Source organism: Paenibacillus glucanolyticus NBRC 15330 (assembly GCF_004000885.1).
Lineage (GTDB): Bacteria > Bacillota > Bacilli > Paenibacillales > Paenibacillaceae > Paenibacillus_AQ > Paenibacillus_AQ glucanolyticus.
This window is the reverse complement of sequence record NZ_BIMC01000012.1, coordinates 164588-185992: the sequence shown is the minus strand read 5'-3', so window position 1 is coordinate 185992 and position 21405 is coordinate 164588. Positions and strand designations below refer to the sequence as shown.

22 protein-coding genes are annotated in these 21405 nt (G+C 50.4%); 15 read left to right on the top strand and 7 right to left on the bottom strand.

Going from position 1 to position 21405, the window contains the following annotated elements; translation table 11 throughout:
• The coding region (locus PGL02S_RS28250; protein WP_218029249.1) for a hypothetical protein at positions 1 to 258 on the bottom strand (258 nt) is incomplete at its 3' end.
• A 310-nt stretch (positions 259 to 568) separates the two neighbouring features.
• Here PGL02S_RS28250 and tkt point away from each other — a divergent pair.
• Positions 569 to 2590, top strand: coding sequence for a transketolase (gene tkt / locus PGL02S_RS18135; RefSeq protein ID WP_036639803.1), 2022 nt, complete (start codon positions 569 to 571; stop codon positions 2588 to 2590).
• A 111-nt stretch (positions 2591 to 2701) separates the two neighbouring features.
• Positions 2702 to 3019, top strand: coding sequence for a pyrimidine/purine nucleoside phosphorylase (gene ppnP, locus PGL02S_RS18130; RefSeq protein WP_006212330.1), 318 nt, complete (start codon positions 2702 to 2704; stop codon positions 3017 to 3019).
• Positions 3020 to 3147: 128 nt separating this feature from the next.
• Here ppnP and PGL02S_RS18125 read toward each other — a convergent pair whose 3' ends face one another.
• The gene (locus PGL02S_RS18125; protein ID WP_036639802.1) at positions 3148 to 4074 is read right to left on the bottom strand and encodes a copper amine oxidase N-terminal domain-containing protein; all 927 of its coding nucleotides are present in this window, start codon (positions 4072 to 4074) and stop codon (positions 3148 to 3150) included.
• 163 nt (positions 4075 to 4237) lie between these two features.
• On the bottom strand, positions 4238 to 5134 hold the full coding sequence (locus PGL02S_RS18120) for an NAD(P)-dependent oxidoreductase (RefSeq protein WP_036639801.1): 897 nt from the start codon (positions 5132 to 5134) through the stop codon (positions 4238 to 4240).
• Positions 5135 to 5329: 195 nt separating this feature from the next.
• On the opposite strand from PGL02S_RS18120, the gene PGL02S_RS18115 reads away from it, so the two are divergent.
• The 3 genes from PGL02S_RS18115 (at position 5330) to PGL02S_RS18105 (ending at position 8025) form a co-directional block, all read left to right on the top strand.
• The gene (locus PGL02S_RS18115; RefSeq protein WP_006212326.1) at positions 5330 to 6685 is read left to right on the top strand and encodes a glucose-6-phosphate isomerase; all 1356 of its coding nucleotides are present in this window, start codon (positions 5330 to 5332) and stop codon (positions 6683 to 6685) included.
• A 107-nt stretch (positions 6686 to 6792) separates the two neighbouring features.
• Complete coding sequence (locus tag PGL02S_RS18110; protein ID WP_036639799.1) at positions 6793 to 7425, top strand: YigZ family protein; 633 nt, start codon at positions 6793 to 6795, stop codon at positions 7423 to 7425.
• Between the two features lie 6 nt (positions 7426 to 7431).
• Entirely contained in the window at positions 7432 to 8025 is a 594-nt protein-coding gene (locus PGL02S_RS18105) for a TetR/AcrR family transcriptional regulator (RefSeq protein WP_006212324.1), read from the top strand.
• A 175-nt stretch (positions 8026 to 8200) separates the two neighbouring features.
• Here PGL02S_RS18105 and PGL02S_RS18100 read toward each other — a convergent pair whose 3' ends face one another.
• Positions 8201 to 8602, bottom strand: coding sequence for a secondary thiamine-phosphate synthase enzyme YjbQ (locus PGL02S_RS18100; RefSeq protein ID WP_006212323.1), 402 nt, complete (start codon positions 8600 to 8602; stop codon positions 8201 to 8203).
• A 189-nt stretch (positions 8603 to 8791) separates the two neighbouring features.
• On the opposite strand from PGL02S_RS18100, the gene cysT reads away from it, so the two are divergent.
• Genes cysT through PGL02S_RS18080 form a run of 4 tightly spaced genes read left to right on the top strand, consistent with a single transcriptional unit; the run spans position 8792 to position 12556 of the window.
• Complete coding sequence (gene cysT / locus PGL02S_RS18095) at positions 8792 to 9607, top strand: sulfate ABC transporter permease subunit CysT (protein ID WP_036639796.1); 816 nt, start codon at positions 8792 to 8794, stop codon at positions 9605 to 9607.
• Complete coding sequence (locus tag PGL02S_RS18090; protein ID WP_006212321.1) at positions 9604 to 10401, top strand: sulfate ABC transporter permease subunit; 798 nt, start codon at positions 9604 to 9606, stop codon at positions 10399 to 10401. The genes cysT and PGL02S_RS18090 overlap by 4 nt, the downstream gene beginning before the upstream one ends.
• A 1-nt stretch (position 10402) precedes the next feature.
• Positions 10403 to 11467, top strand: coding sequence for a sulfate/molybdate ABC transporter ATP-binding protein (locus PGL02S_RS18085; protein ID WP_036639794.1), 1065 nt, complete (start codon positions 10403 to 10405; stop codon positions 11465 to 11467).
• A gap of 30 nt (positions 11468 to 11497) precedes the next feature.
• Complete coding sequence (locus PGL02S_RS18080; RefSeq protein ID WP_036639792.1) at positions 11498 to 12556, top strand: sulfate ABC transporter substrate-binding protein; 1059 nt, start codon at positions 11498 to 11500, stop codon at positions 12554 to 12556.
• Between the two features lie 181 nt (positions 12557 to 12737).
• Here the strand turns inward: PGL02S_RS18080 and PGL02S_RS18075 are convergent, their stop codons facing one another.
• A complete protein-coding gene (locus tag PGL02S_RS18075) occupies positions 12738 to 13355 on the bottom strand; it encodes a GNAT family N-acetyltransferase (RefSeq protein WP_036639790.1) in 618 nt (205 codons plus the stop codon).
• A 186-nt stretch (positions 13356 to 13541) separates the two neighbouring features.
• Between PGL02S_RS18075 and PGL02S_RS18070 the strand changes: the two genes are divergently transcribed.
• From PGL02S_RS18070 to PGL02S_RS18050, 5 genes are all read left to right on the top strand, one after another.
• Positions 13542 to 14822, top strand: coding sequence for a serpin family protein (locus PGL02S_RS18070; RefSeq protein WP_036639789.1), 1281 nt, complete (start codon positions 13542 to 13544; stop codon positions 14820 to 14822).
• Between the two features lie 112 nt (positions 14823 to 14934).
• The gene (locus tag PGL02S_RS18065) at positions 14935 to 15963 is read left to right on the top strand and encodes a TIR domain-containing protein (RefSeq protein WP_006212317.1); all 1029 of its coding nucleotides are present in this window, start codon (positions 14935 to 14937) and stop codon (positions 15961 to 15963) included.
• Complete coding sequence (locus PGL02S_RS18060) at positions 15960 to 16193, top strand: hypothetical protein (RefSeq protein ID WP_006212316.1); 234 nt, start codon at positions 15960 to 15962, stop codon at positions 16191 to 16193. Before PGL02S_RS18065 ends, PGL02S_RS18060 begins: the two co-directional genes overlap by 4 nt.
• Before the next feature lie 400 nt (positions 16194 to 16593).
• Positions 16594 to 17379 carry an MBL fold metallo-hydrolase gene (locus tag PGL02S_RS18055; protein WP_173937160.1) on the top strand — a complete coding sequence of 262 codons (786 nt, stop codon included), beginning with the start codon at positions 16594 to 16596 and terminating at the stop codon, positions 17377 to 17379.
• A gap of 305 nt (positions 17380 to 17684) precedes the next feature.
• Positions 17685 to 18446 (top strand): TioE family transcriptional regulator, encoded by a 762-nt coding sequence (locus PGL02S_RS18050; RefSeq protein WP_006212314.1) that lies wholly within the window; start codon positions 17685 to 17687, stop codon positions 18444 to 18446.
• Between the two features lie 138 nt (positions 18447 to 18584).
• Here PGL02S_RS18050 and PGL02S_RS18045 read toward each other — a convergent pair whose 3' ends face one another.
• Together PGL02S_RS18045 and PGL02S_RS18040 are read right to left on the bottom strand one after the other, a co-directional pair.
• Entirely contained in the window at positions 18585 to 19391 is an 807-nt protein-coding gene (locus PGL02S_RS18045; protein WP_006212313.1) for a Cof-type HAD-IIB family hydrolase, read from the bottom strand.
• Positions 19392 to 19427: 36 nt separating this feature from the next.
• The gene (locus PGL02S_RS18040; protein ID WP_036639787.1) at positions 19428 to 20330 is read right to left on the bottom strand and encodes a DMT family transporter; all 903 of its coding nucleotides are present in this window, start codon (positions 20328 to 20330) and stop codon (positions 19428 to 19430) included.
• Between the two features lie 284 nt (positions 20331 to 20614).
• Here PGL02S_RS18040 and PGL02S_RS18035 point away from each other — a divergent pair, with 284 nt between their 5' ends.
• On the top strand, positions 20615 to 21325 hold the full coding sequence (locus PGL02S_RS18035; RefSeq protein ID WP_006212311.1) for a metal-dependent hydrolase: 711 nt from the start codon (positions 20615 to 20617) through the stop codon (positions 21323 to 21325).
• The last annotated feature ends 80 nt before the right edge of the window (positions 21326 to 21405 follow it).

Here is a 21405-nt window from a genome sequence, read left to right as displayed (position 1 = left end):
TGGCGCAGCTCCGGCAGGGGGCCGCAAGGCCCCGCCGGAGGCGCGCGATGGCGCGCGCAAGGGAAGCGCGCCTACACCGCCTCCCCCGCCGCCAAAGGCGCAGGGGGAGGGCAAAGACCGGCCCGAGGATACCGGGCCGGCACCGGAAGGAGGCTCCTCTATGGATCGCCTCCTGAAAGCCAAAAAACGCGGCACTCGATAAAGTGCCGCCACAACCAAGCTTCGGTCCAGCATGTCGATTACGCTGGACCGAAGCATTTTTTATATCCATGACGTAACTTTTTCCATGGGATCAGCTTGATTTATCTCGTTTAACATTGGCTGAATTCGGTTATAACCGGACTATTAAGGGAAATAATGCTGGGGGGATGTAATTGCCACAGGGTGACTTTTACACAACAATGACAATTACGTTATGGAAATGAAACACGTCTGGTGATACAATAAGAGTCAAAATGATATTCTCAACATTCCTAACTGCTCTGTTTCCTTGATAATTGGGGCTGGAGGAACGGAAGAAGCCTCATTTTTGAAGCTTACTATGGAAAAGATTTGAGGAGGACGAATCATGACAACTGAACATAACCAAACGATCGACAACCTGTCTATCGCAACCATCCGGACACTGGCGATCGACGCGATCGAGAAGGCCAATTCCGGTCATCCGGGCATGCCGATGGGCTCTGCGCCTATGGGATACCAGCTGTTCGCGAAGACGATGAATCATAACCCGGACCAGCCGGCGTGGATTAACCGCGACCGTTTTGTCTTGTCTGCAGGCCATGGCTCCATGCTGCTCTATAGTCTGCTCCACCTGAGCGGTTATGACTTGTCCATTGAAGATCTGAAGCAGTTCCGTCAATGGGGAAGCAAAACTCCGGGACATCCGGAATTTGGCCACACGGCCGGTGTCGATGCAACGACGGGTCCTTTGGGACAAGGCGTGGCGATGGCTGTAGGTATGGCAATGGCTGAGGCCCACTTGGGTGCGACTTACAATAAAGACGATTTCAACGTAGTTGATCATTATACCTATGCGATTTGCGGCGACGGCGACATGATGGAGGGCGTTGCTTCCGAGGCAGCTTCTCTGGCAGGTCATTTGAAGCTTGGCAAATTGATCATGCTGTACGATTCCAACGATATCTCCCTTGATGGCGAGCTGAGCCTGGCATTCTCCGAGAACGTAGCGAAGCGTTTTGATGCTTATGGCTGGCAAGTACTGCGCGTTGAAGACGGCAATGATCTCCCTGCGATCCAAAAAGCGATTGAGGAAGCACAAGCTGATACAAACCGCCCAACGTTGATCGAAGTGAAAACGGTGATCGGTTACGGCAGCCCGAACAAACAAGGCAAAGGCGGTCACGGCGGTACGCACGGTTCCCCGCTTGGAGCAGATGAGGCGAAGCTGACCAAGGAATTTTATGAATGGGTTTATGAAGAGGATTTCTACGTACCTGATGAAGTGCGCGAGCACTTTGGCAAAGTGAAAGAACGCGGCATTGCTGCATATCAAGCTTGGGTTGATCAATTCGCGAAATACAAAGAGGCTTACCCGGAACTGGCAGCGCAATTCGAGCGCGGTGAATCCGGTGAACTGGCTTCAGGATGGGACAAAAACCTTCCGAAATACAGCGCAGACGACAAAGCGGTTTCCACACGTGTAGCTTCCGGTAAAGCGCTGAACGGTTTGACGGCAGGTGTACCGCAGCTGCTTGGCGGATCGGCTGACCTGGAAAGCTCCACCATGACTCACCTGAACGATCTGGCATCTTTCACAGCAAACAGCTATGAAGGCCGTAATGTATACTATGGCGTTCGTGAATTTGCAATGGCTGGCGCTATGAACGGGATTGCGCTTCATGGCGGACTGAAAATTTTCGGAGGTACGTTCTTCGTATTTACCGATTACCTGCGTCCGGCTGTTCGTCTGGCTGCAATTATGAAACTGCCGGTTACGTATGTACTGACTCATGACAGTATCGCTGTTGGTGAAGACGGTCCTACGCATGAACCGATCGAACAATTGGCTTCCCTGCGTATTATCCCGGGTCTGACCGTGATTCGTCCTGCGGATGCCAATGAAACTTCCGCGGCATGGGCTTATGCGGTTGAGAACACAGACCGTCCGGTTGCGCTGGTGCTGACTCGTCAGAACCTGCCGATCCTTGCAGGCGCAGTAGATAATGCACGTGAAGGCATCAAACGCGGGGCTTATGTTGTTGCTGACGCGAAAGATGGCAACGTACAGGCTCAAATCATTGCAACGGGTTCCGAGGTTCAGCTTGCTGTTAAAGCGCAAGCGGCATTGGCTGAAGAAGGCATCGCCGTTCGTGTCATCAGCATGCCAAGCTGGGATCTGTTCGACAGCCAGGATCAGGCATACAAAGATTCCGTGCTGCTTCCTGACGTAAAAGCCCGTCTTGCCATTGAAATGGCTCATCCGTTCGGCTGGGAGCGTTATGTTGGCGATAAAGGCGATATTCTCGGCATCAACACGTTTGGCGCTTCCGCTCCTGGCGACCGCGTCATTGCCGAATACGGCTTTACCGTTGAGAACGTAGTCAGCCGTGTAAAAGCTTTGCTGTAAAACATCCAAAACACCCGTGATGTAACTCCATATTGATTTTCCGGCACCCGTATCATACGGGTGCCGTCCATATATCAAGACATGCCTATCTTGGAGGAGGAGAGTTTGTCGATGTCACAATTTAAGAATGCTACCGTCACGAAAGCAGCCAATGTTTACTATGAGGGGAAGGTAACCAGCCGTACGGTGCTGCTGGAGAATGGCGAGAAGGTAACACTGGGGATCATGCTTCCGGGGAGTTATGAATTCGGCACAGATGGTCCTGAAATTATGGAAATCCTGTCCGGCGATTTGCGTGTCCTGCTGCCTGGAGAGCAGGAGTGGTTAGAGATTCAAGGGTCTGCGACCTTTAACGTGCCGGGCAATTCAAGCTTTAAGCTGGAAATCCGCACCGTCACCGATTATTGCTGCTCTTATCCGACCATGTAGCAGGACAAGCGGCGACGGAGCATTCATATTCGCGAATATGCCAAAAAGGCTCAAGCCGATGGCTCTGAGCCTTTACTGTCAATGCCGGATGTCAACGCAGGCCTTTATCGGCGGTTGATATAATGGACTTATTCCTCCGGGATGGTCACGATCTCGCCTTTATATCCGGGAGCCCGGTTGTCAAGCTCTACGTATCCTTCGCCCCATTCCTGGCCGCGATCCAGCAGGCGATAGCTGGTAACGCCGGAAGGGTAGCGGAATACGAATTTGGCGATCGTCCAATTTTGGGTGTTCGGCTGATTACCGATCTCAGCTTTCAGTGCAGGCAGGAAGAACAGGTTTTGGTTTGCCGATGCTTTAGCGCCATAGTCCAGCTTGCCTTGCCATTTTAAGTATTTGACGCCGCCATGGATATCGAAATAGCTGGCGATATCGTTGTCTACCAGGAAGAATGAATTGGATTTACCTTTAGGAAAATAATAATTCACGCCCTGCATTTCCACGGGGAGCATCTCCAGTTCAGGCTTCTTCAGTTCGGATGAATAGGGAAGCTTGGCTGCAGCATTCCGGGCGGTGGCCAGATCGGTGCTTTTTAAGTCGGCGATGATACCCGGATCTGCCTTATTGATATAAGCTGTTTTTAAAGCGTCATTCCAGTAGACGTTGGCATCAAATGCTTGGGCAACAGCCCTTAAGGGAATCATGGTCTTGCCGTTATGCAGCAGTGGGGCTGAAGGCAGCGCCTTTTTAACTCCATCCACTTCCATGCTGGTATTTCCTGCTGTTAGGATCACCTTTCGGTTATCGCCTTGGATGGTCACCTGCTTTTTGCTGTTGTCGTATCTCAAGATGTAGTTACCCAGAGGTTTGAGATCGGTGAGGGTAACATAGGTGGAGCCCTGCCTGATCAGCACTTCACCGCTGGCGGTTACGTTGTTGATGGCAGCGGCTGGTTTGGCTGCTGCAGAAGCTGGTGAACTGGCTAATGCAGGAGACAGAACAGTGGTTAGTATGGCAGCGGCTGTCATCGCTTTTAATGTTATGGTCCATTTCATGTTGCAATTCCTCCCTTTGCATTGTAAACGGAGGAAATAACAGAAAAGTTTCTTTCGGAGAGGGAAATGGTGGAAAAGCTCAAAAAAAGGCCCCTTCCTCCTGGTCCGGATGACCCGGAACCAGCATGAAGGAGCCAGTAATGACAAGGCATAATCTGTCTGGTTATTGCGGCTGTTCGCCGATTTTTTGGCCGATCCAGGCTTCATAGCATTTCACGACAGCGGATAGATCCTCTTCGCCATAGCCTTCGCTGGCACCGGCTTGAAACAGGCTCTTGGCCAGATTCAGCATAGGGGAAGGCATGCCGATGCCATCGGTTAGTGAGGAGGCCAGCTTCAGGTCTTTGAGCATGAGTGCAAGCGAGAACTGGTTGCTGAAATCGCCGTCGATAATTTTGCGTCCCTTCAGTTCGGCCGCTTTGCTGCCAGCAGATCCGAGCTGTACGAGTTCCAGAAAGTTGTCGGCGGGAATGCCTGATTTTGCAGCGATGGCAAAACCTTCGGCCAGCGCCAGGTTGTTAATGCCCACAATGGTATTGTGCGCAAGCTTGGCGACGGCACCGCTTCCGTTTGGTCCCATGTGAATGACCTTTTTGCCCAGGGTGTCAAACACGTCGGCATGGGCCTCGATCACAGCTGCTTCGCCGCCGACCATGAAGACCAGGGTTCCATCAATGGCCGCAGGCTTGCTGCCGGTTACCGGGGCATCCAGGAAGGATGCGCCAAGCCCAGTTACGACAGATGCGATTTCCTTGACAAGGCTCTCGGAGATCGTGCTGCAGTCGATGACGGTCATCCCGCCGGTCAGGGAGCCGAGCAGACCGTTCTCTCCATAGAACACTTCCCGGATGGAATGGTCGTTGCTCACCATCGTAATGACAAGATCCTGTCCTTCGGCAGCCTCGCGAGGCGTGTCCGCGATGGAAGCTCCCTGTTCGGCCAGCGGACGGCATTTTTCATGGGTGCGGTTATACACGGTCACGTCGTAATCCTGCTTAAGCAGATTGGAGGCCATAGGAGCGCCCATGGTGCCCAGTCCGATAAATCCGATTTTTTTCATAGCTATATCACCTTCGATTATGGATTCCTGATCCACTCTATCTTAGCATGGGTTCTGGAAACGAAGCCAGCGTTTGTGGGGGATTGGAGATTGAAGGGTGTCCAGCATGAAGAATACATGACGGTTAGCCCGTGCAACTTGCGGTCTTTATTAAATTAAAGTATCCTATTTCTAAATTCACAGGAGGTTTAAGGCATGTCTAAAAAAATCAAGTTTGATTACAGTAAAGCACTGACTTTTGTCAATCAGCACGAAGTTGACTATTTTGCAGAGCCGATCCGCACAGCCCATGAACAGCTACATAACGGTACAGGTGCCGGTTCTGATTATCTGGGCTGGATCGACCTGCCAACGCAGTACGATAAAGAAGAATTCTCACGCATCCAGAAAGCGGCTGCCAAAATTCAGAGTGACTCTGACGTTCTGATTGTTATCGGTATCGGAGGTTCCTACCTGGGAGCGCGTGCCGCGATCGAAATGCTGTCGCATTCGTTCTATAACGAGCTGTCGAAGGACCAGCGCAAGACGCCGGAAATTTATTTTGCAGGAAACAACATCAGCTCCACCTATGTAACGCATCTGCTTCAACTGATAGAAGGCAAGGACTTCTCGGTGAATGTCATTTCCAAATCCGGTACAACCACGGAGCCGGCTATCGCATTCCGTATTTTCCGTGCGGAGCTGGAGAAGAAATACGGCAAGGAAGAAGCTCGCAAACGCATTTACGCTACGACCGATCAGGAGAAGGGCGCACTCAAGAAGCTGGCAACCGAAGAAGGCTACGAGTCCTTTATCATTCCTGACGATGTCGGCGGACGTTATTCCGTGCTGACGGCAGTCGGTCTTCTTCCGATTGCAACGGCTGGAATCAACATTGAAGAGATGATGCAAGGCGCCGCTGACGCATCCAAGGAATACAGCAGCCCGAACGTAGCCGAGAACGAAGCATACCAATACGCGGCGGTTCGCAACGCTCTTTACCGTAAAGGCAAGGGCATCGAGATCCTTGTAAACTACGAGCCCTCTCTGCATTTTGTATCGGAATGGTGGAAGCAGCTGTACGGCGAGAGCGAAGGCAAGGATTACAAAGGCATCTATCCTGCTTCCGTAGACTTCTCTACTGATCTGCACTCCATGGGTCAATTTATCCAGGAAGGCAGCCGCAACATCTTCGAAACGGTCATTCAGGTTGAGAATGTATCCGAGCATATTACGATTGAATCGGATCCGGACGATCTGGACGGATTGAACTTCCTGACCGGGAAAACATTGGATTTTGTCAACAAAAAGGCCTTCCAAGGCACGATGCTGGCCCATACCGACGGACAAGTTCCGAATTTGATTGTGACAATTCCAGATTTCACTCCCTATTCGTTCGGATATCTGGTATACTTTTTCGAAAAGGCCTGCGGTATCAGCGGCTATCTGTTGGGTGTCAACCCGTTTGACCAACCGGGCGTAGAGGCGTACAAGAAAAATATGTTCGCGCTGCTCGGCAAACCAGGGTATGAGAAAGAGAAGGCCGAACTGGAAGCTAGACTTTCCGAATAAACCTGACACTTTCATTGGATTAGACGTAAGACGCTGAAGGAAGCAGTCCGCTGGCAGATTATTGCCGTGGACTGCTTTCTTGGCAATATAGGGGTGGTTGTTGTTTCATGCTGGATCGTTACAAAACGGTACGTCAGGCGGGCTCCAAGGAGATTGTCATTAAGAAATCGCGATTCATCGGCCATGTGATGCCGGTCGAATCCGAAGAGGAAGCCGTCGCTTTTATTGAAGAAATCAAGAAGAAGCATTGGAATGCTACGCACAATTGTTCCGCTTATATGATTGGCGAGCGGGATGAGATTCAGAAGCAATCGGATGATGGGGAACCGAGCGGAACGGCCGGCAAGCCGATTCTCGAAGTGATCCGAAATCAGGGGCGGAAGAATGTAGCCATTGTTGTCACACGTTATTTTGGCGGTATCATGCTTGGCGCAGGCGGACTGATCCGGGCTTACACAGACGGAGCCGTGGCTGCTATAGAATCAGGCGAACCGATTACAAGGGTTCTTCACCGGGAGATTTTAGTGGAGCTGGATTATACCTGGCTGGGTAAGGTGGAGAACGAGCTTCGAAATCGGGGCGTACGTATGGGAGAGACCAACTTTGCCGACACGGTGACCTTGACCTGCTTGCCGCTCGATGGTGATGCGGAGAGCTTTATGACTCGGATGGTAGATTTGACACAGGGGCAGTCTTTGATCACGGAGGGAGAGCGGCTTTATTTTATTGAAGGGGAATAAAATAATATGGCAAGAAGAGCAGTAGAACGCGAGTTGTCGAGAGAGCGGATACTGGAAGCAGCGAGGCATTTGTTTATAACCAAAGGATATCGAGCCATTTCGATGCGAAGCATCGGGCAGCATTTGGGTTATAGCCACGGCTCCTTGTATTATCATTTTAAGGAAAAGGCGGAGCTTTTCTACGCCATTGTCATGAAGGACTTTAATGATCTAAATGATTTGCTGTTGGAAGTATCGGGAAAGCCTCCCTGTGACGGGGTATCGAAGCTGGAGCAGCTGATGCTGGAATTTGTTCGTTTCGGACTGGATAATCCTTACCAGTACGAGATCATGTTCATGATTCGGGACGAAGAGCTGCTGTCCTACTGTCGCTCTGAGCAGGGACGCTGTTTTGAAATGTTTGCTATGCTTGTCCGTCAGTATTTGCTTGATGAGAATTACAGTGAGGAAGAGCGGCGAACCGTTCCGCTGACCTTGTTTTTGTCGCTGCATGGATTTATATCCTATTATATTCAGGACCGAATTGGCTTTGATGAGATCAAACCAGCCGCTCTTACCCATGTCAAAGTGTTATGCCGGAGTTTGTACAGCAGGGTCTAACTTCTGATTATTGCCACGACGTGTGACTTGATACTTCAACCCATTACAACGACCTAGCGTTGAAACGTCAATCATCTAATGAAATAAAACAGACAGGTCCACGCCCCCTAGCATGTGCCTGTCTGCTTTTTGTGCTTTTTAACTGTCTTTCCCGTGCCTGTATCCCTTTTTGGCATCAGCCCTCCATGATTTTCACGTGATACTGACGCTGCCTCGGTCCATCGAATTCGCAAAAATAAATGCCCTGCCACCTTCCAAGAAGCAGATGACCGTTCTGAATAATGACGGTCTGCGAAGGACCGCAGGTGATCGATTTAAGGTGGGAAGCGGTATTTCCCTCCGCATGACGATATTTGGGATGATTCCATGGAAATACTTCATCCAAAGACATCAGCACGTCCCGTTTCACATCGGGGTCCGCGTTCTCATTAATGGCAATTCCGGCGGTGGTATGCGGACAATAGATCAGCACGGTGCCTTGCTGAACCCCGCTTTGCTTCACGTGAGCAGCGATCTCCCTCGTGATATCCCTCATCTCGTCACGCCCTTGCGTGTTTAGTTCACCGGTATACAGCATGCAAATAACCTCCTCTATTTTTTCCATTTCTATTATTTTACCCGATAAAGTGCAAAAGATGGATTGACGATCGGATTCAGCATTTGGTAAAGTATGTGTAAAGTAAAACCAAGTATACAAATAGGAAATATAAAGATGGTTTGTGGAGAAGTCGACCGGAATACCATCCGGAGGCAGGAGGGATACGATATGACCACATGGATTCGTCATAAAGGTTGGACTTGGGGATTTCGAAGTACCGTGCTGCTTTATTTTCTTGCCTTGATCGTGCTGCCGATCTTTGGGGTGTACGTGCAGTCATTCTCTGCAGGATGGAGCCATTTTACAGAGAGCATATTGGATCCGATTGCCTGGAAGGCCGTGCTGCTTACAATCAAACTGGGCATAATCTCTACGTTCATCAACGTGCTTGTCGGAACGATGATTGCTTGGGTGCTCGTCAGGTATCGTTTTCCGGGAAGGACGCTGCTGAACAGTTTGGTGGATCTGCCCTTTGCGCTGCCGACGGCGGTAGGGGGACTGATGATATTGCTGCTGCTGGGACCGGGGAGTTTACTTGGCGGCCTGGCGGAGAAGCTTGGTTTCGAAATCGTGTTTCACCAGCCTGCTATCGTTATAGCCATGCTGTTTGTCACGTTTCCGTTCGTGATCCGGGCGGTGCAGCCGCTGCTGGAAGAGCTGGATCCGCTGGAGGAAGAGGCGGCTTATACGATGGGCGCTTCGAGGACGAGAGCTTTCTTCAAGGTCATTCTTCCCTCGATGCTGCCGGGTATCATCAGCGGGGGAATGCTCGCTTTCTCAAGAGCGCTGGCTGAATTTGGTGCCGTTGTGCTGGTTGCGGGCAATATTCCCGGAAGGACGCTGATTGCTTCGGTCTTTATTTTTGGCGAGGTTGAGAGCGACAACCCGGCTGGTGCAGCGGCGGTATCCGTTCTGCTCCTTACCCTCTCCTTCCTCATCCTCTGGGTGATTAATGCCGTACAGCAGAGGGGGAGACGAGCTTGAGACGATTGTGGATCGGACTAACGTATGCCGTATTTATCATTCTGCTAATCATCCCCTTATCCCGGATTGCAATCGGAGCGTTTGATAAAGGGCTGGATGGGTTTGCGGAGGGCCTGCTCAGACCTGAAGCCCTGCATGCTCTTATGATGACGGGTCTTATCGTTGTATTCGTTACGGTGTTAAATGCGCTGTTTGGCATCATGATGGCGTTGTATCTGGTTCGGGCGAATTGGCTTAGCCGGAAGATCAAAGGCATTCTGAACAGCATTGTCGATTTGCCGTACGCGGTTTCGCCGGTCATTGGCGGCCTGATGATTGTACTGCTGCTTGGACCGGACAGCATCATTGGCGGTTTTTTTGAAGGGATCGGGTTTAAGGTCGTATATGCGTTTCCAGGCATGGTGATTGCTACGCTCTTCGTCACGTTTCCGCTGATGGTCCGTGAGGTCATGCCCGTCCTGCAGGAGATCGGGAATGATCAGGAGCAAGCGGCAGCAACGCTGGGAGCTTATGGCTGGACAACGTTCCGAAAAGTAACATGGCCCTCCATTCGGTGGGCTGTGGTGTACGGTCTGGTGCTAACTGTCGCCCGCTCGCTGGGGGAATTCGGCGCCGTACTGGTGGTGTCCGGTAACATCATGAACAAGACGCAGACAGCAACGACGCTTGTGTATCAGGATGTAGAGAATTTTAATGTGGCTGCTGCCAATGGTGTCGCATTGGTGCTGGCAGCCTTCTCCGTTGGTCTCCTGCTGCTGATGGAATGGGCCAAAAAAAGAAAGGATGTGCATTGATATGCATGTGGAAGTTCGCGATCTGAACAAGCACTTCGGTACGTTTCATGCCGTAAAGAATGTCAGCTTTGAGATTGAGAAGGGACATCTGATTGGACTGCTGGGACCCAGCGGCGGTGGTAAAACGTCCATTCTGCGCATGCTGGCCGGGCTTGAGAATCCCGACTCCGGGCAAATTTCCTTTCATGGTCAGGTGGTCAATGATCTGCCGCCCCAAGAGCGTGGAATAGGCTTTGTATTTCAGAACTATGCCTTGTTTAAGCATATGACCGTATTTGACAACATCGCGTTTGGCTTGAAGGTGAAGAAGGCATCCAAGGCCCAAATTAAAGACAGGGTAACGGAATTGGTGGAGCTGACCGGGCTAAAAGGTTTCGAGAGCCGCTATCCGCACCAGTTATCAGGCGGTCAGCGCCAGCGTGTGGCCTTTGCCAGAGCGCTTGCACCGGAGCCGCAGCTGCTATTATTGGACGAACCGTTTGCCGCGATTGATGCAAAAATCCGTCAAGAGCTGCGTTCCTGGCTTCGCGAGCTGATCGAGCGGGTCGGCATTACGTCGATTTTTGTGACCCATGACCAGGATGAGGCGATTGAAGTAGCGGATGAGATTATGATTATTAATCAGGGGAGAGTTGAGCAGAAGGGTACGCCCTGGGATATTTATAAGGAACCGAAAACTCCGTTTGTCGCTTCATTCATTGGCGAATCTACGGTCATATCGAGTGCTGCCGAGCTGAAGGGATTTGAGGCAGCAGCTAATAAGAATGCAACGCGCGCACTTATTCGTCCGGAATATATCGAGATTGGGAGCGAGCATGACTTCAGCGTGCTGTCGGCAACCGAGACGGGCGTTGTCCGTCATCTGCATTTTCGCGGCAGTGAATGGCTGGTGGAGGTGGAGGTTAAAGGACATAAGCTGATCACCTACCGTTCCCTGGAAAAGGAGACGCTGCAGCCGGGCCAGGAGGTTCGTGTCCTCGTTCACCGGGCTTATCTTTTCAATGACGACCACAGCTGGATTGAGGAGAACCGTCTGAAGGTTGATCCGATGCCGATTATGATCTGATTGTTTAATACTCCGAAGGGAAGTGGATTCATGCGGATCTTAAATATAAAACGCACCTCATTCCTGCTGGCTGGCATGGCGCTTCTCTTCAGTCTTCTCGTAGCAGGATGCGCCAGTGACGATCCGGCTGGTGAAGAAGTGACATCACCGTCAGGTGAGAGAACGCTGGTGCTTGGTGCTTACAGCGTCGTTAGAGATGCCATGTCCGAGATCATTCCCGCTTTTCAGGCGGAATGGAAGGAACAGACGGGCGAAATCATTAACTTTCAGGAATCATACGAAGCCTCCGGAACGCAGGCTCGTGCCATCACAGGCGGATTTGAAGCAGACGTTACGCTGCTCGCCATGGAAGGGGATGTAGACAAGCTGGTCAGGTCAGGGCTTGTGGACCCGGAATGGAAGTCTCAGCCTTACAGCGGAATGGTGACACGCTCCATTGTTGTTCTGGGCACCCGTGAGGGGAATCCAAAAGGGATACAGGATTTTGACGACCTGACGAGATCAGACGTGAAGGTGCTGTATCCGAATCCGAAAACCTCCGGCGGCGCACAGTGGGACATTAACGCAATCTATGGCGCAGGCTTGAAGCAATCGGAAGAGAACGGAAAGCGCGATCCTGCTCAAGCGAAGGCTTTTCTTGAAGCGGTGCACCGCAATGTGGAATCGCTGGATAAAAGCGGGCGCGCGTCCATGGCGGCGTTTGAATATGGGGTTGGGGATGTTATCGTTACGTATGAGAACGAGCTGCTTGCCCGAATCGCCCAAGGCGTCCAGTACGACATCGTTGTGCCGGAGCATACGATGCTGATTGAGAATCCCGCTGCAGTTGTGGAGCGATTCGCTGATAAGCACGGCAACCAGGATGTGGCGGCTGCCTTCGTGGATTACCTGCGTACTCCGGAGGCCCAGAACATATTCGTCAAATATGGCTTCCGCCCGGTTGAGGAGTCGGTGCTTGCACAGACCAAGCATCAGTTTGCTAACCCGCCGGGGTTATTCGACATTGAGTACCTGGGCGGATGGGATCAGGTACGAGAGACGCTTTATTCGAGGCGGGGCGTCTGGTATCAGGTGCTGGCGGGATTGTAATGCCAGTTGACATGGAATTCATGGGATACGTTGAATAAACAGATCCGCCATGATCATGTTTGAGTTTGCAGCGCCTATGAACATACCTTTATAAAAAAAACGAGCTGTCCCGGGAGACCCTGGGACAGCTCGTTTCATTTGTATGCTAATCCAAGGTGCGGATAATCGTCTGGCTGTGTCCCTATTCAGCATGTACTCCCGAAGTTTTTGTAGATGGGTCATTCGATGCGGTTACACAAGCTACCTTTTGTGCTTCCCATTCCTCTCGCAGAATGCCCATACGAATGGAATCGTAGTAGACGCCTGCGTAATATCGGCACTTCCGCATGCGGCCTTCAAGCTGCATGCCAACCTTCTCTGCGCAGCGCATCATTCTCGGATTGCCGGACCACGTCGTAATACCGACCCGGGCAATGTTGAGATGCTGGAATAAACATTCAATCCACAGCGACAGTGCCTCCGTACCATATCCGCCGCTCCAATGGCTCGGATCGTAGATCAGGATGCCTGCTTCCAGCCAGCGCGAGGCTTCATGCTCCCAATAGAAGGTGACAATGCCAATCGTTTGTCCATTAGCTTCAATGAGCAGATCACCCGGGAATTGATCTGTCTCGAAATCCGCGTTCCATTGGGTTTCAAAAATCTCGTAGGAAATCTTCTTTAATGGAAAGTAGGGAGCGTCGAATTTTTTCCATTCCGGATTTTCCGTGCCATAGATCAGATTATATAGAACCGGTGTATCATCGGGCTTTCTGGATCGGAGCGTAACTTTATTGCCTTCAAGACGAATTTTTTGCATATGTAGAAGCTCCTTTCGTTCTGGCTGTCTTGGTTAATGATGGAGGATCCCATCTCTTTATTGTATCGGTGATGAAGTGGATTGCAACTAAATTTGGATAAATGAACCTTTATATGAAACATTAGGTGTATGGGTCCCGTCAATAGCAGATAGACAAAGAATATAATATTGAAGGGGGACAAGGATATGCGAAAAAGGCAGGTATTAATAGGTCTATGCTTGCTTCTCGGGCTTACGGCTTGCGCTCAGGATAGTGGGTTACAGCAAGGGGAACCCCAAGGGAGCGCGCCACAGCAGCCCAAAGCGAAGGAATTGTCGGTCAATGAACGCAAAGAGGTATTAGGCAAGGTAGATACCGGCATGATGAACGCGCAAAATGCTTTTGGTTTACGATTGCACCAGGCGTTATCGGATAATCCTGAGTATACGAGTGATAATCTAATTATCTCTCCATACAGCATTACGCAAGCCTTGGCACTTGCCTATAATGGCACAGCCGGTGATACAGCAGCCGAGATGTCTGACATGCTTGGCTGGAAGGGCATGAAGACGGCTGATATCAACGAAGGGAACCGCCAGCTGCGGTCATTGCTGGAGAACGGGGGCGGCGTCGAGCTGAACGTGGCCAACTCCGTCTGGCACCGGCCAGGCCTCAAGTTGAAGGAAGCCTATTTGAAAGCCGTAAAGGACGGTTATGGTGCGGAGGTTGTGGAGACGGATCTGAAAAGCGGTGATGCGCTGAAGGCGATAAACAAGTGGGTATATGATAAAACCGGCGGTATGATTCCTGCCATCTATGAGGATCCACCAGGCGGTGTTGCGGTCTTGATCAATGCTATTTATTTTAACGGTGGATGGATGGATGAATTTGACCCTGCGCATACGGTGGATGAAGCATTCACGCTTGCTGACGGCAGCATTCAAAAAGTTCCGATGATGAAGCGGGAAGGACAGTATAGTTACAAAGAAGGAGAGTCCTGGCAGGCTGTTCGCATTCCTTACGGAGACGGCCGTATGCATATGCTGGTCATCCTTCCGAAGGTGTCCTCCTCCATGGATGAGCTGCATCAGCTGCTGTGGAAGGATACGTCCGTCTGGAAGGACGATTACTCGTTTGAGACCGTTCGACTTGACCTGCCCAAATTCAAGCTGGAACAGAGCTTCGAACTTCCGGATGCACTAAGAGGACTGGGAATGGTCAAGGCATTTGATGCAGGCGAAGCTGATTTTAGCAATATGGCTGAAGAAGGTGATGGATTTTGGATCGATCATGTCCAGCACAAAATCATTGTGGATGTAAGTGAAAAAGGGACAAAGGCCGCAGCGGTTACGGCGGTGGGAATAACGGAAAGTGCCGAGCCGCCTGCCCAGCCGGTCGTGATGAAGATCAACCGCCCTTTTTTCTTTGCCATTGAAGATCGGGACACAGGCACATGGTTATTTATGGGGTCTGTTTTGCGACCTTAGCATATAATGTACCAACATGCGCCTGCCATTATTTTCACCCAAATATAGGCAACTTTGTTATAATGGTCGAATAAGACTAAAATGTATAACAAAGGGAGAATAGGATGTGCCTATGACCATACCGAAGCCGAATTTATTCATAGGTTCTTCCAGAGAGGCCATCAAGTATGCAAGGGCGATCCACGAACAGATCAAGCGATCCGCGCAAGTGACACCTTGGTACGGCGGTACGTTCGGGGCGAATATGTATACGATGGAAGCTTTGGAGAAGCAGCTTGCGTCCAGTGATTTTGGTGTGTTCGTCTTTTCTCCGGATGATGTGGCACTCATTCGAGGCAAACATGTATTTGTGACCCGTGACAACACGTTGTTCGAGATGGGACTGTACTGGGGAAGGCTTGGGCGACGAAGGGTGTACTGCATCATTCCGGATCAGGTGGAGCCAGACAGCATGTCTGTTCAGGATGTTATTGTTAAGGATTATCATCTTCTTTCCGACCTCCAGGGTATTACGCTGCTTGAGTATGAATTGCGAAGCGATGACGATTACAAATCAGCCGTTGACGTTGCATGCGGACATATTCTAAATGCCATAGAAACCGAAGGATTCTACAACAACCCGAGCACCGTGATTGAGCAGAAGGATGCAGAGCTTCGGCGCAAGCAAAGCGTGCTGCATTTTTTCTGGGAATATAATCGAAATGTGCATGTGATCGATGAAGCTGAAAAATATCATGCACTGAGTGAAGCCGTCCGAAACTCCTTACTCCCGCCGGCTGCAGGGGACTTTAGGGTGACCGGTGCCGCTTTTTGGGGACGCAGAGATGAAGGCATTGCCCAAATTGGGGGTAATGTAGGTAGAGGAAGGTATTTCCCGTTCGACGGGAAAGAGGAACGCTCGCCAAGTAACCAGTCTATTTACGTGATTGATGTCTATAATAGTGGAAAATGGGCATTTTATCACGAAGAGGAAGTTGCGCAGGTGTATGTGTTCTGCTATCCTTTAGGAGTAAATCATGTATTGTCCGTTCATTTCACGGGACATGAGATTCTTTCGGATGAAGATCTCGCGGAGGTTGTCGAACAGAATCGTGAGCTGCTTCGTACCATCAGGCATTTAGTTGGAGGGGATTCGTCGTGAGCAGGAATGAGAAGAAGAGAACGTCAGGTCATCCGCAGGGGTCCACCAATGGCAGCTGGGTGGTTCGGGGACCGGTACCGATGATGAGTACGCTGAAATCAAGGAAGCGCTCGGTAAGGCGCCAGAGCAAGAACAGTGTATATGTGGGTCCTTCTGTGGAAGGTGTAGATAAGAAATACGTCAAGGTCATCAGCGGAGCTGTTGACGATAATAAGCCCTCATTTGCTTAATGAATTGCTATTCTTAGCGACATTATAGGATTGGGAATGACAAGTGACCGCTCGGATATGATCCGGGCGGTCTTTGTTTTTTCTCCTTGCACTTATACAATAAGGGGACCGGGTTTCTTAACAAGATGCCTCTAGCTTGTTTAAGGAATCTAACGAGGAATCAGGCTGTAAAATGCAGGTCGAGGAGAATCCTAATGCGGGTTCCTACTGCTAGAATCGGACTGGTCCCCTAGCGCTTGTTCAATCATGCTGATTTCAATCGAACTGGTTCGTCCTGCTGCTTCAGCATGCGTAGTTAATCTAATATGCTGCTTATCGTGATGAACCAGTGCCAGCCAGTCATACTGAAGAATGACCAGGTTTGATACCGATATGGGATTTCAATAAAAGAAAGTGGGGAATGCGTGTGAGCGGGGATACGTTAACTTTTTTGGGAACCGGGGATGCAATGGGCGTTCCACGGGTATATTGCGACTGCGAGGTATGCACGGAAGCACGGAATACGGGTGTGAATCGGCGTCTTCGCTCCTCGGTGATGGTGGAGTGTGGCGAAGCGTCTTTTATGATTGATTGCGGTCCGGACTGGCGCTTTATGATGGAAAGGCTCGGCAAGCGGAAGATGAGGGATATGCTGATTACCCACGCTCACTTTGATCACATCGGCGGTCTGCCGGAATGGAGCGATGCCTGCAGATGGCTGGGGGAGAAAGGTCGGTTATATGCTCCTGCCGACGTGCTTGAACAGATTGTGCGGCAGTATCCATGGCTTCCGCGGCAGATGGAGATGACAGCTGTGGATGACGGCATCACATTGGGCGGTTGGGAGATTTCCTGCTGGAAGGTGAATCATGGCAAGAACGGTTACTCCTACGCATACCGGCTCCAGAAAGGCGAGTATACATGGGTGTACAATTCGGATTCGATTAATCTGAGCCCGGCGGAAAAGGAGCCTTTAAAAGGCCTTGACCTGCTTGTCCTCGGGACAAGTTTTGTTCATGAAACCGCGATATTCGAGTCGCGCTCCGTTTATGATATGAAGGAAGCGGCACAGCTGCTGTCCGAGGTGAACCCGCGCCAAACGATATATACGCATATGTCGCATGATGTGGATGTCCGAAAAGAGCTGCCTCTGCCTGAAAGGGTAAGCGTGGCGATGACGGGGATGACTGTAGACTTGAGTAAATGAAAAAATGCTGATGATGACTCCGGGATGGAGTAAAATATATTCTTTGCTCTTTGGAGACTCTTGAGTTATGTGTACGTTCATCATGATCATCCTCCCGTTGTGTTCGAATAGAGTCAATTCATCTCTGTACCCACCAATATACAACATTGATGCAAGTGAGAAGATGTTAAGCACCAAACCCAAGCGATCCCGAGGAGTTCAATTCATAACCTTTCCGAGGTACTTCAACCTTTTAATTAAAGGTTTGCCAATGGCTTGCGATTCTGGTAAAGTAGGCTCTCAATCCCAATCGAGGAGGGAACGCCATGCATTACCTCAAGCCAAAAGATATTGCGAAGGAGCTGCAAATCAGTACCAGTGCTTTACGGCATTATGAATCTTGGGGAGTGGTGCCCTCTCCTGAACGTAGCGAGAACGGATATCGTTTATATACGCAGACTCATCTGGCCTACTTTCGGTGTCTGCGTGCCATGTTCCCCGGTTTCGGTTTTGCGGTGACTTATGAGGTGCTTCGCCACATCCAGAAACAAGAGATGGATGAAGCCTTCTGGCTTGCAAACGGGGAGCAGGTCAGGCTGCAGCAGGAGAAGAATATTGCCGATGAAACGCTTGCTCTGCTTGAGAATCCCGACCTTAATCTCATCCAGGAGAAAAAGCTCAAAGCCCACATGACGATCGGCGAAGCTGCCGAACTGACCAATGTGGAATCGTCTGCCATACGGCATTGGGAGAGAGAAGGGCTGTTAACCCCGGATCGAAATCCCGAGAATGGCTACCGGCTCTATACTCCATCGCATGTCCGGCAGATTTTGCTGATTCGTTCGCTTCGGAGAACCGTGTACTATCTGGAGCGAATTAAAGAAATTATCCAAGCCGTAGAACATCAGAGTATCGATCAGGCCAGGAAATTGGTGCGTGAAGCGCTGTCCATCATTCATCAGCGGAATCGCCAGCAATTCAACGGAATTCATAAGTTGATGGAGCTGTGTATCGAGGTGGGGCTGTTGAAATACAACGAAGCATCACTCCTGAAGCCGATTCTTACATTTGATACGGACCGAAAATGATACAGCGGAACTTGCTGCAAGCTTGCTATGCTCCAAGCGAATGTAATTGACCGCGTACAAAGGACTAGATATGAACAAGTACAAGCCCCCATGGATCACCATGGAGGCTTGTTACCGTTTGTTTATTTTTTTCGTATGTTAACCGTTATTCAGCACGAATTTATCAATGACATGTTTCACGCCGTCCTCGTTGTTGCCAAGCGTAACGTAATCCGCAATCGCCTTAAGCGGCTCGATGGCATTGCCCATCGCGACGCCAAGTCCGGCTGCTTCCAGCATTTCGTGATCATTCCAGGAATCGCCGACAGCGATGGTTTCCTTCAGATCACAGCCAAAATGATCGGCCAGGAAGGTGAGGGCGTGTCCTTTGGTTCCTTCCTTATGCATGAACTCCAGAAAGTGCGGCTTGGATTTGGTAATATGCATTTCATCGCCAAGCAGCTCGCGGAACACAGGAATCAGCTCATCCAGATAGTCAGGATCGTCGATGATGAGCATTTTTGGAGTCGGCTTCTGAACCATGGTCATAAAATCAGGCTCAATATAATATGGCGTACGATTCAGGGCACAGTAATCAATAAGCTTCTGATTCTCTTCACGGGCATAGAGCTTGTCATCAATGTAGGTTTGCAGATGAAGATTGTGCTCCACACAGTATTCAAACAGCTTCACGGCAGCATCAATGGGAACGAAGCGTTCGTAGAGAACCTTCTCATCGAGCAGATTTTTAATCAAGGCACCTTGGTAGGTGATAATGGGAACGTTGAGTCCGGTCTGACGGGCAATGGCCTGGGCTGACGCATAGGCACGTCCGGTAGCCAGTGTCACAACGACACCGTGGGCGACCGCTTGCTCCAGCGCCTGCTGGACACCGGGGGTTACTTCCTTATCGTCATTGATCAGGGTATCGTCAATGTCGATGGCCATCAATTTGTAAGTTGTCATGGTTATCTCTCCTTTGAATCTATCTCTGTCTTATCTCTATTGTACCTTCTGTGGCGCAGACTTCAATTCCGCAATCATCATTCCTACCAAAATACATAAACAACCGATGCCTCCGATGATTGTAAGCCGCTCCCCGGCAAACAGGATTCCGGTTAGCGCAGCGAATACGGGCTCAGTTGCGTAGATGATGGCTACACGGGAAGGCGTTGTATATTTTTGACAGACGGTTTGAATCCAGAAGGCGAAGGCGCTGGTGGGTCCGATGGATACAGCCAGTGCCCACAGGACGTTCGGCTGGGTCAACTTCTCCACGAGGTCGGACGTATTCCCGACATGTTCAGTCACCACGGAAGCGATCAAGCTGCATATTCCGACAACAGCCATCTGAAGCGCAGCCAGGAGCAAAGAAGGATAACGCCCGGCATAAATGCCCGTGTAGCCGATATGAAGCGCAAAACCAATGGCACATACCAGCACCAGCAAGTCCCCTTGATTCAGACGTATTCCCGATCCGGTGAAGGTCAGCAGATACAGGCCTGCTGCCGCAAGCAAGGCGCTGATCCAAGTGAATTTGGAGATGGCATGCTTTAATAAGGCGTAGGATATGAAGGGTACCAGCACAACGGACAAACCTGTGATAAATCCTGTATTGGATGTGGTCGTGTACAGCAGGCCGGCGGTTTGAAACGCATAGCCTATAAATAAAAAAAGACCCAGCAGACAAGCATGAACAAGCATTTTTCCGGAAATTTGCTTCCACTGGCTCCGATAAAACACCGTAATGATGAATGCCAGAAGCAAGGCCGCTCCCAGAAAACGGACAGAATTAAAAGCCATCGGCGGGAGCACGCGTACCGCATGCTGGACGATGAGAAAGGTAGATCCCCACATCATAGCCACCACGAGCAGGCTGAGATCGGCGATTCGTGAGCGTTTCACTTATGTAGTCATCCTTTCCGAAAATGAGAAACTCCAACTCCTGATGAGAGTCCGTACAGTTGTCCCCGGCAGAAATCCGGGGCAAGTGATCAAATTGTATCCCATATCAGAGGATAGGACAACCATTTTTAACCCTAGCAAAAGTGGAAGGGCTAGACAAAAAGAGGATGATTTTGCTATACTTATGAACCGAACGTATATTCTCATGACCCTGGGCTTATCGGACGAAAGACCGGCATCTATCCCATAGTCAACACAGAGCTTTAGAAAGGAAGATTGTCATCATGATGGGGAGAGCTCATTTGATTATTAGCACAGGGGTTACTTTATCCGTAATGGGCATGAGCGGGGTGCCTGTCACATTGCCTGCTGCGGCTGTGGCCCTGGTTAGCGCGCTGCTTCCCGACATTGACGAACCCAACTCCCTGCTGGTCCGCAAAGCCATTCCTTCAGGCATGCTGAGGATACTTCAGCTCGCCATGATTGGCGCCGCTATATTCGTTGCATTCTATGGCAAGGAGTATGCGCCATGGAACATCGCCCTGGCCGGACTGATCGGGGTCGTGTCATACCTGCCAAGCCGGACGCTGCGTCATATCGTGATGTTTCTGATCGGTCTTGGACTGATATCCTTCGGGCAAAGCTTCAGCCCATGGAACACGATTGCAGGCAGCGTGCTGATTGCAGGTTCATTGGTGACCCATCGCGGGTTAACCCATACCGTCTATGCTGCCGTTGGATGGACAGGTCTGCTCTATTTTGCATCGCAGGGCAAGATCGGCGGGGAAAGTCTATGGTTTGCCGGAGGTCTGTCCTATTCCATTCATTTGCTTGCAGATGCCTTGACCAACCGCGGCATCCGGCCGCTGCCGCCGTTCAAATGGAGAATTAAATTTAAAATTATGAGCACGGGAAGCAAGTGGGGGCGTACAGTAGAGAATGTATGCATACTGTTGACGCTTATCCTGGTGTGGTATGTGTTTATGGCCTCGTGATGAATAGCTGTTATTATCGACGAAAAAAGCCTCGCACCCTTATGTGTTTTTTACCGCACGGGGTGCGAGGCTTATTTAAA

Excerpts from the sequence above, each read along its gene's own strand:
- tkt (WP_036639803.1), top strand. The coding sequence starts at position 569 with ATGACAACTGAACATAACCAAACGATCGACAACCTGTCTATCGCAACC.
- PGL02S_RS18085 (WP_036639794.1), top strand. The coding sequence starts at position 10,403 with ATGCATGTGGAAGTTCGCGATCTGAACAAGCACTTCGGTACGTTTCAT.
- PGL02S_RS18050 (WP_006212314.1), top strand. The coding sequence starts at position 17,685 with ATGCATTACCTCAAGCCAAAAGATATTGCGAAGGAGCTGCAAATCAGT.
- PGL02S_RS18065 (WP_006212317.1), top strand. The coding sequence starts at position 14,935 with ATGACCATACCGAAGCCGAATTTATTCATAGGTTCTTCCAGAGAGGCC.
- PGL02S_RS18045 (WP_006212313.1), bottom strand. The coding sequence starts at position 19,391 with ATGACAACTTACAAATTGATGGCCATCGACATTGACGATACCCTGATC.
- PGL02S_RS18100 (WP_006212323.1), bottom strand. The coding sequence starts at position 8,602 with ATGCTGTATACCGGTGAACTAAACACGCAAGGGCGTGACGAGATGAGG.
- PGL02S_RS18075 (WP_036639790.1), bottom strand. The coding sequence starts at position 13,355 with ATGCAAAAAATTCGTCTTGAAGGCAATAAAGTTACGCTCCGATCCAGA.
- PGL02S_RS18105 (WP_006212324.1), top strand. The coding sequence starts at position 7,432 with ATGGCAAGAAGAGCAGTAGAACGCGAGTTGTCGAGAGAGCGGATACTG.
- PGL02S_RS18035 (WP_006212311.1), top strand. The coding sequence starts at position 20,615 with ATGATGGGGAGAGCTCATTTGATTATTAGCACAGGGGTTACTTTATCC.
- PGL02S_RS18055 (WP_173937160.1), top strand. The coding sequence starts at position 16,594 with ATGCGTGTGAGCGGGGATACGTTAACTTTTTTGGGAACCGGGGATGCA.
- PGL02S_RS18080 (WP_036639792.1), top strand. The coding sequence starts at position 11,498 with ATGCGGATCTTAAATATAAAACGCACCTCATTCCTGCTGGCTGGCATG.
- ppnP (WP_006212330.1), top strand. The coding sequence starts at position 2,702 with ATGTCACAATTTAAGAATGCTACCGTCACGAAAGCAGCCAATGTTTAC.
- PGL02S_RS18110 (WP_036639799.1), top strand. The coding sequence starts at position 6,793 with ATGCTGGATCGTTACAAAACGGTACGTCAGGCGGGCTCCAAGGAGATT.
- cysT (WP_036639796.1), top strand. The coding sequence starts at position 8,792 with ATGACCACATGGATTCGTCATAAAGGTTGGACTTGGGGATTTCGAAGT.
- PGL02S_RS18070 (WP_036639789.1), top strand. The coding sequence starts at position 13,542 with ATGCGAAAAAGGCAGGTATTAATAGGTCTATGCTTGCTTCTCGGGCTT.
- PGL02S_RS18120 (WP_036639801.1), bottom strand. The coding sequence starts at position 5,134 with ATGAAAAAAATCGGATTTATCGGACTGGGCACCATGGGCGCTCCTATG.
- PGL02S_RS18125 (WP_036639802.1), bottom strand. The coding sequence starts at position 4,074 with ATGAAATGGACCATAACATTAAAAGCGATGACAGCCGCTGCCATACTA.
- PGL02S_RS18115 (WP_006212326.1), top strand. The coding sequence starts at position 5,330 with ATGTCTAAAAAAATCAAGTTTGATTACAGTAAAGCACTGACTTTTGTC.